Genomic DNA, 15,294 nt, shown 5'->3' with positions numbered 1-15,294 from the left:
CTGTTGCCACAGGTGATAAAGCGGTCGCGTCCCATAAGGAAAATTTGCTGGAGGCAGGTTAATATCGAGCTAAATCAAATTAATATCATCCGCTAATGCAACTTGCCATCATCTACAGGGAAGCCAAGTGAGTAAACGTCCTACCAGGACAGGATTGCGCCAATGGATATGGCGAGCATTTGTGCAAAGCGCGTTGATTCCGCTGGTGTTGGTGGAAACGATACTGATCGCTTGCTATATGTTCAGTAACCAAGCCGTTCGCGAATCCCAGCTCGAGTACCTGGAGCACAATGCAGTCGACAGCCTCAGCGCCACCGCTGAGCAAAATGCACGTATTGTTCAAGACCAGCTCGGGCACATTGCCGGCATCACGGGCATGTTCGCGCAAATGACAGCCAATGCATTGCGTACCCCTGTTCAGGGCGCAATGGAAAGCCTGGAACGCACATCGGGCGGGGCGCTTTTCAGCCCGCATGACCTCGGTGGAGCGGCGTCCTTCTACTCGTCTGTAACGCCCCCTTCGCGCCAGGACCTGAGCAAGGTCAGGCGACTGGCACAACTTGACCCGTTGATGCGCGAAATCAAGCGTCACGAGCCGCTGGTGGCGAGCGTCTACTTCAATAGTTGGGACAGCTACAACCGCATCTACCCCTGGATTCGCGCTGACCAGCAGTACCCACAGGATATGCAGATTCCTGGGTACAACTTTTACTACCTTGCCGACGCTACACATAATCCGCAGCGCGCTACACGCTGGACCGATGTCTACCTTGACCCGGCAGGGCATGGTTGGATGATGTCGGCGATTCAGCCGGTCTACACAGGAGACTTCCTCGAAGGCGTTGTGGGCCTGGATATTACGGTGGACGGCATCCTTGATGAAATCGGCAAGCTCAAGGTGCCGTGGGGCGGTTACCTGATGCTGGTCAGCGGCGACATGAAGATCATGGCGCTGCCGCCTGAGGCAGAGCATGAATTCGCGTTGCCTGAGGCCACCTCGCAGGACACGCTGAAAGCACTGCAAGGCGATCACTTGAGGTCTGACGATTTCAGCCTGACGCAGCGAGCGGATTTCAATGACCTTGTGGGGGCGCTCACCCGGCAGAGCAGCGGCAATACCGAGGTGACGCTGAGCGGCCGGCCGCACTTGGTCGCCTGGAGTGAAATACATCCAGCCGGCTGGCGTTTGCTGGCGATTGCCGACAAGCGGGAGGTCATGGCCGCGACCAACAACCTGGCCAGCCACTACCGCAACATCGGCTATTTGATGATTGTCGGGTTGGTGGTGTTCTATCTCGGGTTCTTCACGTTCATGTGGGTCCGTGCCCGCACGCTCAGCGAACGGCTGCGCCGTCCCATCGGTGACATTGGTGAGATGTTGCGGCAGATCGGTCGCGGCGTATGGCATCCACAACGTGCCGCGTCGGATATTCAAGAGTTGGACGACATGGCCGGTGATGTGCTGTCCATGGGCAAGCAACTTGCTGCCAGCGAGGCACAACGTAACACGGCCCAGCAGCACCTGAACCTGGTCGTGGAGAGCATAACCGCAGGTCTGTGGGAGTATCGTCTTGAGGACGACGTTCTGTTGCTGCACGGTGAGCTCTGCCAACGCTTCAACCTTGCGGGCTCAGCGCTGACGCGAGCGGCCTTCCATCGTCACGTCTATGCTGAGGATATCCCGGCTCTGGACAAGGCGTTGGATGCACTTAGCCAGGGGCACACGTCGCGAGTCGATCTGGAGCTGCGCCTGTTGCGGGCGGATGGAACGCCGCTCTGGTTACTTTGCCGGGGCCGTCTGATTGATGAGAGCGGCGCTGAGGCGCGTGTCGCAGCAGGAACCTTCGTCGACATCGATACCCTCAAACAGGTGGAAGAGGATCTGCGTCGCCGCACATTGGAGGCGCAGGCCGCAAGCCAGGCCAAGTCGCGCTTCATCTCCAGCATGAGCCATGAGCTGCGTACACCGCTCAATGCCATTTATGGTTTCGCCCAGTTACTCCGCATGCAGGCGGATGAGCAACAGGCCGAGGTGCAGCCACTGAACGAAATCCTTGGGGCCAGCGAGCACCTCACGCATCTGGTCAACGACTTGCTGGACTGGTCCAGCTTGCAGGCCGAGACACCGCGCCTGCAACTGCGGGCCGTTGAGGTGACTGGCCTGATGCGCGAGTGTGCCGAAATGGTCCGTTCCCAGGCCGAGGCTGCCGGGCTGCACCTGGTGCTACAGCCGGCGCAAGGTTTATTGAGTGTACTGGCTGATGCCCGGCGTTTGCGTCAGGTCCTGCTTAACCTGCTGTCCAACGCGATCAAGTACAACCGCCCTGAAGGGCGCCTGCTAATGGGAGTGGAGACCTGTGGTGATCGGGTTCGGTTGTTTGTCGAGGACGGTGGGTACGGCATTGCCCCGGAGTTGCAGCATGCGCTGTACGAGCCCTTCCAGCGGTTGGGAAAGGAAAACACGACCATTCAGGGCACCGGCATTGGCCTTGCGTTATGTCGCGAGCTTGCTGAACTGATGGGCGCACGTATGGGGCTGTGCAGTGAGCCAGGTGTTGGCAGCCGCTTCTGGATCGACTTGGCCCATGCCAATGCCCGCCCGGCACATGCCGTGTCGGCACCTGCGCCGCGGTTGTACTACGTGGGTGACGACGATGCGACCCGCCACTGCATTGACACTGCGCTTCAGGGAATGGTGACGCTGGATGCCGGGAGCATAGCCGAGTGCCTGTCACAGGTTCGAGCCCAAGGGGCTCCGGCAATACTGCTGGTCGATTGCGACCGGCAGGGCAGCGAGCTCGGCGATGCACTGCAACAACTGCGACGCTTGCCAGGTGGCGATGGGGTGCTTGTGATTCTGCTGGGTTCTTGCCCCAGGTCATTGGCAATGCTTGGGTGTGAGTTTCAGGCGGCACTCAAGCAACCACTCGTGTTGGATGAGTTGCGAACGTTGGTCAGCGCACTGCTGCAACAGGAACGTCTGGTCGTTCACTGATATTCCCACGGATACCCGCAGGGTCATTATCGACGACGTCGAGGTTAGCCTGCGCTTGCTTGAGTCGTGGGGCGCGAGCGGCACCCTTCAGTTGCAAAAGTTCTGCACTGTGCTCACTGACACCAATGCCGGGAACTCCTCGGGAGTCAGGGTTTCTTTCTCCAATAGCAGTCTTGCGCCGGTATCCAGATCGGTCCGGCGCTGTTCAAGCAACGCCTTGGCTCGACCGTAGGCATCCTCAAGCAGCCCTCTGATCGCCAGGTCGATCTCGCGCGCGGTATGTTCCGAATAGTCCTTGTCGCGTGCGGCCAGCAGGTTTTCTCCCAGGTAACTTGCGGTGTGCCGCTCCAGCACGGCCTGGCCGAGGGTTTCACTCATGCCAAAACGGGTAACCAACTGCCGGGCGATGTCGGTGGCCTTGGCGAGGTCGTCGGCGGCCCCGGTGGAGATTTGGCCATAGATGATGAATTCGGCAGCACGCCCGGCCATCAGCACGACCATACGATCTTTCAGCGTTTGGCAACTGACCAGGAAGTGATCGGCGTTTGGACGTTGCAGGGTGTAGCCCAGGGCGCCGACCGCACGGGGTACGATGGAGACCTTATGCACCGGATCCATGGCCGGCAGCGTTGCTGCGGCCAAGGCGTGGCCCATTTCGTGATAGGCGACCACCTGGCGCTCCTGCGGCAGCAGCAAGCTGCTTTTGCGCTCCACGCCGGCAACGATTCGTTCCACTGCGGCAGTGAAGTCATCTAGCGTGACGGTCTGGGCGCCGCGTCGGGTTGCGACGATCGCCGCTTCGTTGACCAGGTTCGCCAGGTCTGCACCGGTAAAGCCCGTGGTGATGTCGGCGATACGTTCGCTATTGATCGATGGGTCAACCGTGACGTTCTTCAGGTGGACCTTGAGAATCTCGCTACGGCCTTTGCGGTCAGGCCGGTCGATGATGATCTGCCGGTCGAAGCGACCGGCGCGCATCAGTGCCGGGTCGAGGATTTCGGGGCGGTTGGTTGCTGCCAGCAAGACCACCCCCTCGCGCGGATCGAAGCCATCCAGTTCGGCCAGCAACTGATTGAGTGTCTGCTCTTTTTCATCGTTGCCACCAAAGGCACCGACCCCGCGCATTTTCCCCAAGGCATCCAGTTCATCGATAAAGATGATGCAGGGCGCGGCTGCACGGGCCTGCTCGAAGAGGTCGCGCACCCTGGCCGCGCCCACGCCCACGAACATCTCGACGAACTCCGAGCCGGAAATGGAAAAGAACGGTACACCCGCTTCACCGGCCACGGCCTTGGCGACCAAGGTCTTGCCGGTGCCTGGAGGCCCGACCAACAGGATACCTTTGGGGATGTGGGCGCCCAGGCGAGCGTACTTGGCCTTGTCTTTAAGGAAGGAGACGATTTCGACCAGTTCGGCCTTGGCCTCGTCGATCCCCGCTACATCCGCGAAGGTCACGCCCGTCTCTTGCTGGACGAAGATTTTTGCCCTGGATTTTCCGACTCCCATCAGGCCGCCCATGCCTTGTTTCCCTGCCATCGAGCGCATGATCAGGTTCCAGACAAACATCAACAACACCAGTGGCATGAGCCAGCCCAGCAACTGGCTACCAAAGGAGTTTTCCGGTATGCCGGTAAAGCGGATATCGGCTCCGGACGCACTGAGCTCAGTGGCCAAGGCCGGGTCGACCCGTACCGTCGAAAACTGCTTATGGCCGTTGATCGGTTCTTCCAGTGTGCCGGAAATCTGCTCCCGCTCGATCTTCAGGTCCGTGACTTTATGGGCCTCCAACAGTTGGAGGAACTGGCTGTAAGGAATGGGTTCTACCGGATTCCGATTGGACTGCATGAACTGCAGCATGACCAGGGCGATAAAGGCGAACGCAAAGAATGCAAATTCCCAGCGAAAGTTCTTCATGGCTGCGGCTCGTCATGAACCGCGCAGCCGCGGACGGGTTCAAGTGATGGCATGGCCCACTTCCTTTAAGGTTTTGATGCTTCAACCATAGAACAAAGCGTAGCTGGCGGAGCAGTTTGGCTATGCAGGAACATCTCGCCTACGCTTGATCTGTTGCATCAACCCTTTTGGGCCGAATGCCCAACATTGATTGCCCCGGTTGAACAAGCGGGGCATGTCGCACTGGGGGCACCCTTGAAGTCGATTCAACGGTATGCGAGCGCCGACAGCTTCTGTCATCTGCGCCTGGCGTCGCTGAGCGACACGGCGCCGGTTCGTCCACGGTTGCAATTGTGACGTGACCACTGTGCCGTTCATGTCGCAATTGCCCTATCGGGCCCTGTTGATAGTGTCCGCTATCACGTTGTTGGCCGGCGGGTTGCTCTACCTGAACGCGCAAGTTGCACTGGCGCATGGGCTGTGGCTGGCGGGGGTGTTGCCGGTCCTGCTGGGGCTTGTCATTGATATCGTCAAAACCCTGCTGCGTCGTCAAGCCGGGGTTGATGTGCTGGCCTTGCTGTCGATCGGCCTGGCGCTGGGGCTGGACGAAGTCTTCACGGCAGCGGTCATTGGCCTGATGGTGGCCAGCGGGCGGGCCCTGGAAGATTACGCCCAAGCGCAGGCTCGCCGTGAAATGACGGCATTGTTGAACCGAGCCCCACGCTTGGCTAACCGTTATGAAGACGGTCAACTGCTGCAGGTCAGCCTTGATCAGGTGGTACCGGGCGACAGATTGTTGGTACGCAGCGGTGAAGTGGTGCCGGTTGACGGTACCTTGAGCGGCACGGCAGAGCTGGACGAGTCCACCTTGAGCGGGGAGTCCTTGCCCGCCCGGCGGCTGTCCGGCGACACCGTGCGCAGTGGGGCGATCAACGCCGGTGCGGCGTTTGACATGATGGCGAGCGCCAGCGCTGCCGATAGCACGTTTGCCGGGATCGTCCGGCTGGTTGCCTCGGCACAAGCAACGCGTAGCCCGGTCACCCGGCTGGCGGACCGTTATGCCCTGTTGTTCGTACCGCTGACGCTGGCCGTGGCAGGCGCGGCCTGGTTTTTTACCGGCGACCCGATTCGGCTGCTGGCGGTATTGGTCGTCGCAACGCCGTGCCCACTGATTCTGGCGGTGCCGGTGGCGATCGTTTCCGGCGTGTCCCGCTGCGCGCGCAGAGGGGTGCTGGTGAAAGGGGGCGGTGCGCTGGAGCGGCTCGCTCAGGCCAACATCCTGTTTTTCGACAAGACCGGCACCCTGACGGGAGGCAATGCGCGCCTCGTTGCCATTCAGTGTGAGCCAGGCACCGCTGCCGAGGAGGTCCTGCGCCTTGCGGCGTCCCTGGAGCAGGCCTCCAATCACGTGATTGCCGCCGCAGTAGTGGCTGCGGCACGTGAGCGCGGCCTTGTGCTTTCAGTTCCGACGCAAGTGGCCGAGGAACCGGGGGCAGGGGTGTCTGGACGGGTGGATGGCAAGACAGTAAGCGTCGGTAGCTTTGCCTATGTGATGCGCTCCACTGCGCCGGCAGCCTGGAGCCAGTTGTTTCTTCAAAGCCTGAGGTACGACGGCGCATGTGGGGTGTTTGTCGGGGTTGAGGGCGTGATGCTCGGGGCGCTGCACCTGACCGACGAGATTCGTCTGGAAACACCGAGAGCCCTGCGCCTGTTGCGCAGAGCGGGGATAGAGCGCTTCGTGATGCTGACCGGCGACCGGCAAAACGTTGCCGAGTCGATCGGCGCCGTACTCGGTGTGAGCGAAGTCCTTGCCGAGCAAACGCCTGGCGACAAGCTCGCCGCTATCCAGGCGGCACGCCGCGATGGTGTGGTCATCATGGTGGGCGACGGCGTGAACGATGCCCCGGCGCTGGCGGCGGCTGACATCGGTGTCGCCATGGGCGTACGCGGCGCAGATGCCTCGTCCGAGGCGGCGGATGTGGTCTTGCTGGTAGACCGTCTGGATCGCCTGGCGGAAGCTCTGGTCGTGGCACGTCGAACGCGCCGAATTGCGGTTCAGAGCGTTGGTGTCGGCATGGGTCTGACACTGGTGGCGATGATCGCTGCAGCGTTCGGCTATTTACCGCCTGTCGCAGGCGCCTTGTTGCAGGAGGTGATCGATTTGCTCGCGATCCTCAGTGCGTTGCGTGCTCGCCAGGTGGGGGCGGCACGCCCAGCGGGCGTGTTGTCGAGCGAGCAGTGGGCACAGTTGCAGGTTGAGCACCAACAGCTCAAGCCCGTGCTGGAGAGTGTCAGGTCCCTGGCCGATCGCCTTAACAGTTTGTCCGGCCCGGTCGCGGCAGCTGAACTTGCTGCGTTGAATGAGCGTTTACTGAATCAGCTAGTGCCTCACGAGCGTCAGGACGACAGTGAGCTGTACCCACGCATCGCCATCCTGACAGGAGGTGATGACCCGATGGCGGCGATGAACAATACACACCGCGAGATTTTTCGTATTACCCGGCGGCTTGCACACATTGCGCAGGATCTGCCGGCAGAGGGGCCCGACCCCGCCTACCTGCAGGAAATCCAGCGGCTCTTGTACGGCCTGGATGCAATCCTGCGTATGCACTTTGCTCAGGAAGAGGAGCTTTATCACGCGTTCAGGGACAGTGCCTGAGTTGCGCGCCACACATCCGGGAACGTCTGCAAATGTGGGCTTTTTTGATAAAAGTCAAGGCTGCCCGGGGGCATTCATGGAGGCTGTCAGTACAGGTCGGTGGCTGAACTACCCCGGAGTGCATGCTGATGGCTCACACAAAAATTCTCTTCCGTTCCGCTGCGCGCGAGAAGATTCTCTGCGGTGCGGCGCAACTGGCAGATGCGGTTCGCGTGACCCTCGGGCCCAAATCGAAATCGGTGCTGATCCAGAGCAAATGGGGCAACCCCATCGTCTGCAATGACGGTGTGACCATTGCCAAACGGGTCGATCTGCAGGACCCCGAGGAGAACCTCGGTGCGCAGATGCTGCGTCAGGCGGCCGAGCGTACGGGCGATGCAGTGGGGGATGGCACCAGCACCTCGACCTTGCTGGCCCATGCGATCCTCGCCGATGGCATACGCAACGTCGTCGCGGGTGCCAGTGCCATTGACCTCAAGCGCGGCCTGGACCGTGGGTTGGCGCTGGTGATGCAGTCGCTGCATGACCAGTCGCGTCCGGTGAGCTCCTTCAAAGAGAAGGCCCAGGTGGCCACACTTTCGGCTCATAACGATGCCAGCATCGGTCAATGGGTGGCGGATGCCCTGGAAAAAGTCGGTATTGAGGGCGTCGTCAGCGTCGAAGAGTCCAAGACCACCGAAACCATGGTCGAAGTCATGGAGGGCATGCGCTTCGACCGTGGTTATGTCTCGCCGTATTTTGTGACCGATACCGAGAAAATGCAGGTGGAGCTCGATGAGGTTTACCTGCTGCTCTGTGACCACAAGATCGGCCTTCTCAAAGACCTGCTGCCACTGCTTGAGAAGGTTGCTAAAAGTGGCCAGCCGCTGGTGCTGATTGCCGATGACATCGAGGGTGAAGCCCTGACCACGCTGGTCGTCAACCAGATTCGCGGCGTATTGCGCGCAGTGGCGATCAAGGCCCCGGGGTTTGGTGACCGACGCAAGGAGATGCTCCAGGACATTGCTGTCCTGACCGGTGGAACGGTGATTTCCAGCGAGCTGGGCATTGAATTGGAACAGGTCGAATTGAGCCAGTTGGGGCAAGCGCATCGTGTCGTTGTACAGAAGGACAGCACGGCACTGATTGGCGGCGCGGGTACGCGTGAGGCGATTGAGGCGCGGCTGCAACACCTGCGTCAGCAAATGGACAGCACCACCAGCGACTACGATCGAGAGAAACTTCAGGAACGCCTGGCCAGGCTGTCGGGCGGTGTTGCGGTGATCCGTGTAGGCGCACCTTCCGAAGCCGAGATGAAAGTCCGCAAGGATGCCCTGGATGATGCCATTTCAGCGACGCGTGCGGCCATTGCCGAGGGCATCGTCCCTGGCGGTGGGCTGGCGCTGCTCAAGGCCATTCCGGTGATTGCGGCCGAGGAAGCGACCAGTGAAGGGGACTTCAAGACGGGCCTGCAGATTCTGCGCCGGGCCTTGGAGGCACCGGCGAGGGTGATTGCGGAAAACTCTGCGGTAGATGCCGGGGTCGTCGTCGCGCGCATGCTCGCAGAGCCCGCCAACATTGGCTTTGATGCCTCCAGCAACCGCTACGTGGACATGTTTGAGGCCGGCATCATCGACCCGACAAAGGTGGTGCGCATCGCCTTGGAAAACGCGGTGTCAGTGGCCAGCATCCTGCTGTTGACCGAAGCCACCATGACCGATATCCCGGAAAAGGAACCATCACCGTCCATGCAGCTCCCTGAGTGACAGGCCCCTGCGCCTGTCGCTCAGGGGGGCTTTGCGCTAGCCGGGCAGGGCACTCAAGAGGTCAATCATGCACCCGACGCTTATTACCAAAACCATGGGCGAGTGCCCGGTGACACCGAATTGGCTCGATAGCAGGCAAGCCCGGGAGAGGTTTTCCTGGCAGGCGCAAGCAGCCGAGTTGGCCGGATTGCCGGGCGGAGGGTTGAACCTCGCCTATGAGGCCGTTGACCGGCATGCGCTGGGCGAGCGCCGGGAGCATACGGCATTGCGGTTGGTTGAACGTAACGGCGGTTGCCGAGACATCAGCTATGCCCAACTGAGCCTGCTGAGCAATCGTTTTGCCAGCCTGCTGAACCGCTTGGGTGTGCAGCCGGGCGAGCGCGTGTTCATGCTGTGTAACCGAGGGCTGGAGTTGTACCTCGGCGTGCTTGGCGGCTTGAAGCTTGGTTGCGTGGTGTCGCCACTGTTCTGCGCATTTGGTCCCGAGCCGATCGAAACGCGCCTGCGCCTTGGCGAGGGCCGCGTGCTGTTGACCACTGAAGCGCTTTATCGACGTAAGGTCGCGGCCATTCGTGAGCGCTTGCCCGCGCTCCGGCACGTGCTGCTCTATGACGAGCAGGGCGCCGAGATCGAGCCGTTGGCCGGCACACTCCGCTTGCAGCCGTTGTTGGACGAGGCTGATGAGCAGTTCCCGGTTGCCCAGACTACCCCTGACAGCCCTGCGCTTTTGCATTTCACCAGCGGCACGACGGGCACGCCCAAGGGGGTGCTGCATGTTCATGGCGCGGCGTTGACTCACCGGGTCACGGGCAAGTACGCGTTGGATCTGCACCCTGATGATATCTATTGGTGCAGCGCCGATCCTGGCTGGGTCACGGGTACCTCCTATGGCATCTTCGCGCCCCTGTTGCTGGGGGTGACCAGCGTGGTCGACAGCAACGAGTTCGACGCCGAGCGCTGGTACTGCATGCTTGAAGCCCAGCGGATTACGGTCTGGTACACGGCACCGACGGCGATCCGTTTACTGATGAAAGCCGGCGCAGCACTGGCGCACAACCATCATTTTGACTGTTTGCGGTTCATTGCCAGCGTTGGCGAGCCGCTTAACCCAGAGGCGGTCTGGTGGGGCAAGGAGGTGTTGGGCCTGCCGATCCATGACAATTGGTGGCAGACCGAAACGGGCGGCATCATGATTGCCAACACCGTGTCGATGGACATCAAGCCCGGCTCCATGGGCAAGCCGCTGCCGGGCGTGGACGCCGCGATTGTCTCGCTCAATGCAGATGGCACCTTGTGCTTCCTGGCAGATGAAGAGGTCGGCGAGTTGGCCCTGAAACAGCCGTGGCCGGCGATGTTTCGTGCCTATCTCGGACAGGAAACGCGTTACCGTCAGTGTTTTGTCGGTGACTGGTACCTGAGCGGTGACCTGGTGCGTCGGGATGCTGATGGCTATTACTGGTTCATTGGCCGTAGCGACGATGTGATCAAGTCGGCCGGACACCTGATCGGCCCGTTCGAGGTCGAGAGCTCGCTCATGGAGCACCCGGCCGTGGCGGAGGCGGCGGTGATCGGCAAGCCCGACCCTTTGTTGGGTGAAACCGTGAAGGCCTTTGTCTCCCTCAAAAGCGGCTTCACAGCCAGCCCGCAATTGCATGACGAGTTGCTTGGTCACGGGCGCAAGCGGCTGGGCGCGGTGGTCGCGCCCAAGGAGCTGGAGTTCGTCGCGCAACTGCCACACACCCGCAGCGGGAAGCTCATGCGGCGCCTGCTCAAGGCAAGGGAACTGGGCTTGCCCGAAGGTGACACCTCCAGCCTGGAGAACCCGTCATGAGCCCGCAGTCGTTGCCCTATGCAGACGATGTGCTGCTTGCCTTGCTCCGTGACATGCTGCGTATCCGCCGTTTCGAGGAGCGCGCCGCCGAACTCTATGGCGAAGGAAAAATTCGCGGTTTCCTGCACCTTTATATCGGTGAAGAGGCGGTGGCTGTTGGCGTCATGCATGCACTCGGCGCCCACGATGCGGTGGTCTCGACCTACCGTGAGCATGGTCACGCGTTGCTCAAAGGGGTGCCGATGCAGGCGATTTTCGCCGAGATGTATGGGCATCAGGAGGGATGCTCACGCGGCCGCGGCGGCTCGATGCACCTGTTCGATGCCAAGACCCGTTTCTACGGCGGCAACGCGATTGTCGCGGGTGGTTTGCCGCTGGCCGTCGGCCTGGCCCTGGCCGACCGCATGCAGGGAAAGACCGATGTCTCGGTGTGTTTCTTCGGTGAAGGGGCGATGGCAGAGGGTGCATTTCATGAGTCAATGAACCTGGCGGCACTCTGGCAACTGCCCGTGCTGTTTTGTTGCGAAAACAACCTCTATGCCATGGGGACCGCGTTGTCGCGCTCACAATCGCAAACCGACCTGTGCGCCAAGGCTGCGGCCTATAAGGTCGCGACTCAGTCGGTGGATGGCATGGACGTGATTGCCGTGCACCAAGCCACGAGCGCAGCCCTTGAGCATGTCCGGGCGGGGCGTGGCCCTTACTTCCTGGCGTTTCAGACCTATCGGTTTCGCGCACATTCCATGTTCGACCCGGAGTTGTACCGCGACAAGGCGGAAGTGGAGCAATGGAAGGCACGTGGGCCGATCCACACCTACAGCGCACGGCTCAAGGCGCAGGGCGTGGTTGACGAAGCCGGTTTTCTCGCGATCGCGGCCCAGGTGGAGGCGCAAGTGGAGGCCGCGATTGCCGATGCCGAGGCCGGCAGCCTGGAGCCGCTTGAGGATCTGTACCGCGATGTGCATACCCCGCAGGCTGCGCCATGAACCCGTCCATGACCTACCGTGAAGCCCTGCGCGAGGCCTTGCGCGACGCGTTGCAAAAGGATTCCCGGGTGTTCCTGATGGGTGAGGACGTAGGGCGTTACGGTGGCAGCTATGCCGTCTCCAAGGGGTTGCTTGAGGCGTTCGGCCCCGAACGCATTCGCGACACGCCCTTGTCCGAGCTGGGGTTCGTGGGCGCCGGTATCGGCGCGGCGCTGGGCGGCATGCGCCCGATCGTCGAGATCATGACGGTCAACTTCAGTTTGCTCGCCCTGGACCCGCTGATGAACACAGCGGCGGCCTTGAGGCATATGTCCGGTGGGCAGTTTTCCGTGCCGCTGGTGGTGCGTATGGCGACGGGGGCCGGGCGCCAACTGGCCGCACAGCATTCGCACAGCCTGGAAGGCTGGTACGCCCATATCCCAGGGTTGAAAATTCTTGCGCCAGCGACCGTCGAGGATGCTCGCGGCATGCTCTGGCCAGCGCTGCAGGACCCGGATCCGGTGCTGATCTTCGAGCATGCTCAACTCTACAACCTCGAAGGTGACCCAGGTGATTGGCAACACGTGGATATCGGCAGCGCGAAGGTCCGCCGAACAGGCAAGGACCTGACCCTGATTGCCTATGGCGGCACGCTCGGCAAAGCACTGAAGGCAGCCGAGCAACTGGCCGGCGAGGGCATTGATTGCGAGGTCATCGACCTGCGCGTGCTGCGTCCTCTGGATGATGCCACCCTCATGTCTTCCGTCGGCAAGACCCATCGCGCACTGGTTGTCGATGAGGGCTGGCGCAGTGGCAGCCTGGCAGCCGAAATCATTACACGGATCGTCGAACAGGCTTTTTTCGAGCTGGATGCGCCACCCTCAAGGGTGTGCAGTGCCGAGGTACCGATTCCCTATGCCCGGCACCTCGAAGAAGCCTCGCTGCCACAAGTCGCGACAATCGTCGCCGCCGCCCATGAACTGTGTCGAGGGACGTGAACATGCATAGCGCAACGTGTCGCGCGCGCAGGCAGAACTGGGGGCGCACACCATGATCGAGTTCAATCTGCCGTCACTCGGTGCCGACATGGATGAAGGCACCTTGTTGGAGTGGAAGGTCCAGCCGGGTGAAGTGGTCAAGCGAGGTCAGGTGATTGCTGTTGTCGACACGGCCAAGGCCGCCGTAGAGGTTGAGTGTTGGCATGACGCTACGGTCGCGCAATTGTTGATTGAGGTTGGCACCAAGGTACCGGTCGGCACACCGATCGCGCTGTTGCTGGCGCCAGGTGAACAGGCACAAAGCGCGCCACTCACCGCCACCGCCACCGCCACCGGCAGCGGCCATGGACGGGTTGAAACGCCCAAAGCCGTCGCCGGCCGACCACGGATTTCCCCGGTGGCCCGCAAGCGCGCGGCCGAGCTGGGCCTGGATGTCACGCTGCTTGGCGGTAGCGGACCACACGGTGTGATCACGCTGGACGATGTCGAAGCGGCCGCTCGTGCTGCAACGCCACCGGACCGGAACCAGGCCATGCGTCAAACCATCGCCATGGCCATGAGCCGTTCCAAGCGAGAGATTCCGCACTACTACCTGTGCGAGACCCTTGAGCTGGGCCACGCCATGACCTGGCTGCAGGCACACAATGCGCACTGTCCGTTGCAGGAGCGCTTGTTGCCCAGCGTACTGCTGTTAAAAGCCGTGGCCCTGGCACTGCGCACGTACCCCCGGCTCAATGGCTTCTGGCGCGACACAAATACCTTCGAGCCTGCAACCGGCAGTGATCTTGGGGTGGCGATCTCGCTGCGCCAGGGCGGCCTGCTTGCGCCGGTCTTGCATGATGTCGCTGACAAGTCATTGCCCCAGTTGATGAGTGAACTGGCCAGCCTGGTGGAGCGTACGCGCAGTGGCTCCTTGCGCAGCTCCGAGCTCAGCGGTGCGGGCCTGACGGTGACGCTGCTTGGCGATCAGGGGGTGGACACCGTCATTGGCGTGATCTACCCGCCCCAGGTGGCGCTGGTCGGCTTCGGGCGGATCAGTGAGCGGCCCTGGGTGCGTGAGGGGCAACTCTGCGTGATGCCCACCGCCGTCAGCAGCCTGTCTGCCGATCATCGGGCCAGCGACGGCCACTATGGCGCGCGGTTTCTCGTTGAGCTTGGTCATTTGCTACAACAACCCGAGAACCTTTGAGGCATGCACACATGGATCGACAATTGATCAGCAGTGAGGTTCTGAACGCCTTGAAAGGCATCGCGCCAGAGCTGGAGGTCGAGCACCTGCGCAGCGACCGGTCACTGCGCGAAGAGGTTGATCTGGACTCCATGGACTGGCTTCGCTTTATCGAAGCCTTGAACAAGCGCGTCGGCATCGCCATTCCCGAAGCCGATTACCAGCAGGTACAAACCCTGGATACGCTCGTCGACTATTTGTTGCAAAAGGGCACGACGAGCGCGGATCCGTCCTTGATAAGCCCTTAGGATGGTGTCAGATGAACCCTGGTCCTTCGTTGCAAATGACCTTGCGTGACAGAGCGGCTGCCGGCCAAAGCCTGGTGGAGCCGCTGCTGCAATTCGCACAACGGGATGATGTCATTGTTCTCGGCCTGCCACGCGGTGGTGTTCCGGTTGCCTACGAAATCGCCAGCGCTCTTGAGGTTCGCCTGGACGTGATGCTGGTCCGCAAGCTGGGCGTGCCCTCCCATGAGGAATACGCCATGGGCGCCATTGCCAGTGGCGGTATACAAATCGTCAATGAGGACGTGTTGCGAGCCAATCACATCGATCAGGTTACCCTCGACGCTGTGGTCGAACGGGAAACCCGTGAGTTATCACGCCGCGAGCACGCCTACCGGGCAGGGCGACAGCCCTTGAACCTCAAGGATCAGGTGGTGATTCTGGTCGATGACGGGCTGGCCACCGGGGCCACAATGATGGCTGCGGTACATGCCGTACGGCGACACAACCCGGCGCACATTGTCGTTGCAGTGCCTGTGGCGGCACTGGACTCTGCCGAGGCCTTGCGCAGTGAAGTGACCGAGCTGGTGTGCCCGCTCACGCCTGAGTGGCTAGTGTCGATCGGGCAATGGTACCTGGACTTTTCCCAGACATCGGACGACGAGGTCATCGACCTGCTGCAGCGTGCCTGGCAGCGTGAATCTGGCGTGTGAATGGCACCGTTTTATGGGAGCAAGCCGCTGTTGAAGCGGCTGC

10 protein-coding genes are annotated in these 15,294 nt (G+C 61.3%); 9 read left to right on the top strand and 1 reads right to left on the bottom strand.

The genetic code is table 11. The features are described 5' to 3' along the window. Positions 1-181: 181 nt before the first annotated feature. Positions 182-2,995 carry an ATP-binding protein gene (locus CYD26_RS20290; RefSeq protein WP_102053461.1) on the top strand — a complete coding sequence of 938 codons (2,814 nt, stop codon included), beginning with the start codon at positions 182-184 and terminating at the stop codon, positions 2,993-2,995. Positions 2,996-3,082: 87 nt separating this feature from the next. On the opposite strand, the gene ftsH is transcribed toward CYD26_RS20290, so the two are convergent. Beyond that, positions 3,083-4,909, bottom strand: coding sequence for an ATP-dependent zinc metalloprotease FtsH (gene ftsH / locus CYD26_RS20285; RefSeq protein WP_102053460.1), 1,827 nt, complete (start codon positions 4,907-4,909; stop codon positions 3,083-3,085). Between the two features lie 355 nt (positions 4,910-5,264). Here ftsH and CYD26_RS20280 point away from each other — a divergent pair, with 355 nt between their 5' ends. The 8 genes from CYD26_RS20280 to CYD26_RS20245 all read left to right on the top strand — a co-directional run bounded on the left by CYD26_RS20280 (position 5,265) and on the right by CYD26_RS20245 (position 15,251). After that, positions 5,265-7,547, top strand: coding sequence for a heavy metal translocating P-type ATPase (locus CYD26_RS20280; protein ID WP_102053459.1), 2,283 nt, complete (start codon positions 5,265-5,267; stop codon positions 7,545-7,547). 128 nt (positions 7,548-7,675) lie between these two features. Further along, on the top strand, positions 7,676-9,292 hold the full coding sequence (gene groL / locus CYD26_RS20275; protein WP_102053474.1) for a chaperonin GroEL: 1,617 nt from the start codon (positions 7,676-7,678) through the stop codon (positions 9,290-9,292). Positions 9,293-9,359: 67 nt separating this feature from the next. Further along, positions 9,360-11,123 (top strand): acetate--CoA ligase, encoded by a 1,764-nt coding sequence (acsA, locus tag CYD26_RS20270; RefSeq protein ID WP_102053458.1) that lies wholly within the window; start codon positions 9,360-9,362, stop codon positions 11,121-11,123. Further along, positions 11,120-12,109, top strand: a complete 990-nt coding sequence (pdhA, locus tag CYD26_RS20265) for a pyruvate dehydrogenase (acetyl-transferring) E1 component subunit alpha (RefSeq protein ID WP_102053457.1) — start codon at positions 11,120-11,122, stop codon at positions 12,107-12,109. The genes acsA and pdhA overlap by 4 nt, the downstream gene beginning before the upstream one ends. Next, positions 12,106-13,086, top strand: coding sequence for an alpha-ketoacid dehydrogenase subunit beta (locus CYD26_RS20260; protein ID WP_256588054.1), 981 nt, complete (start codon positions 12,106-12,108; stop codon positions 13,084-13,086). The genes pdhA and CYD26_RS20260 overlap by 4 nt, the downstream gene beginning before the upstream one ends. A gap of 52 nt (positions 13,087-13,138) precedes the next feature. Then, entirely contained in the window at positions 13,139-14,275 is a 1,137-nt protein-coding gene (locus CYD26_RS20255) for a dihydrolipoamide acetyltransferase family protein (RefSeq protein ID WP_102053473.1), read from the top strand. An 11-nt stretch (positions 14,276-14,286) separates the two neighbouring features. Further along, positions 14,287-14,562: an acyl carrier protein gene (locus CYD26_RS20250; RefSeq protein WP_102053455.1), complete on the top strand. Its 276-nt coding sequence runs from the start codon at positions 14,287-14,289 to the stop codon at positions 14,560-14,562. An 11-nt stretch (positions 14,563-14,573) separates the two neighbouring features. Continuing rightward, positions 14,574-15,251, top strand: a complete 678-nt coding sequence (locus CYD26_RS20245; RefSeq protein ID WP_102053454.1) for a phosphoribosyltransferase — start codon at positions 14,574-14,576, stop codon at positions 15,249-15,251. The last annotated feature ends 43 nt before the right edge of the window (positions 15,252-15,294 follow it).

Origin of the sequence: Pseudomonas sp. FFUP_PS_473, from assembly GCF_002858665.1 — a bacterium.
Classification (GTDB): Bacteria; Pseudomonadota; Gammaproteobacteria; order Pseudomonadales; family Pseudomonadaceae; genus Aquipseudomonas; species Aquipseudomonas defluvii.
This window is presented reverse-complemented; position numbering and strand designations above follow the sequence as displayed.

Coding starts and splice junctions, on each gene's coding strand:
- CYD26_RS20260 (WP_256588054.1), top strand. CDS start 12,106: ATGAACCCGTCCATGACCTACCGTGAAGCCCTGCGCGAGGCCTTGCGC.
- groL (WP_102053474.1), top strand. CDS start 7,676: ATGGCTCACACAAAAATTCTCTTCCGTTCCGCTGCGCGCGAGAAGATT.
- CYD26_RS20280 (WP_102053459.1), top strand. CDS start 5,265: ATGTCGCAATTGCCCTATCGGGCCCTGTTGATAGTGTCCGCTATCACG.
- acsA (WP_102053458.1), top strand. CDS start 9,360: ATGCACCCGACGCTTATTACCAAAACCATGGGCGAGTGCCCGGTGACA.
- ftsH (WP_102053460.1), bottom strand. CDS start 4,909: ATGAAGAACTTTCGCTGGGAATTTGCATTCTTTGCGTTCGCCTTTATC.
- CYD26_RS20255 (WP_102053473.1), top strand. CDS start 13,139: ATGATCGAGTTCAATCTGCCGTCACTCGGTGCCGACATGGATGAAGGC.
- pdhA (WP_102053457.1), top strand. CDS start 11,120: ATGAGCCCGCAGTCGTTGCCCTATGCAGACGATGTGCTGCTTGCCTTG.
- CYD26_RS20245 (WP_102053454.1), top strand. CDS start 14,574: ATGAACCCTGGTCCTTCGTTGCAAATGACCTTGCGTGACAGAGCGGCT.
- CYD26_RS20250 (WP_102053455.1), top strand. CDS start 14,287: ATGGATCGACAATTGATCAGCAGTGAGGTTCTGAACGCCTTGAAAGGC.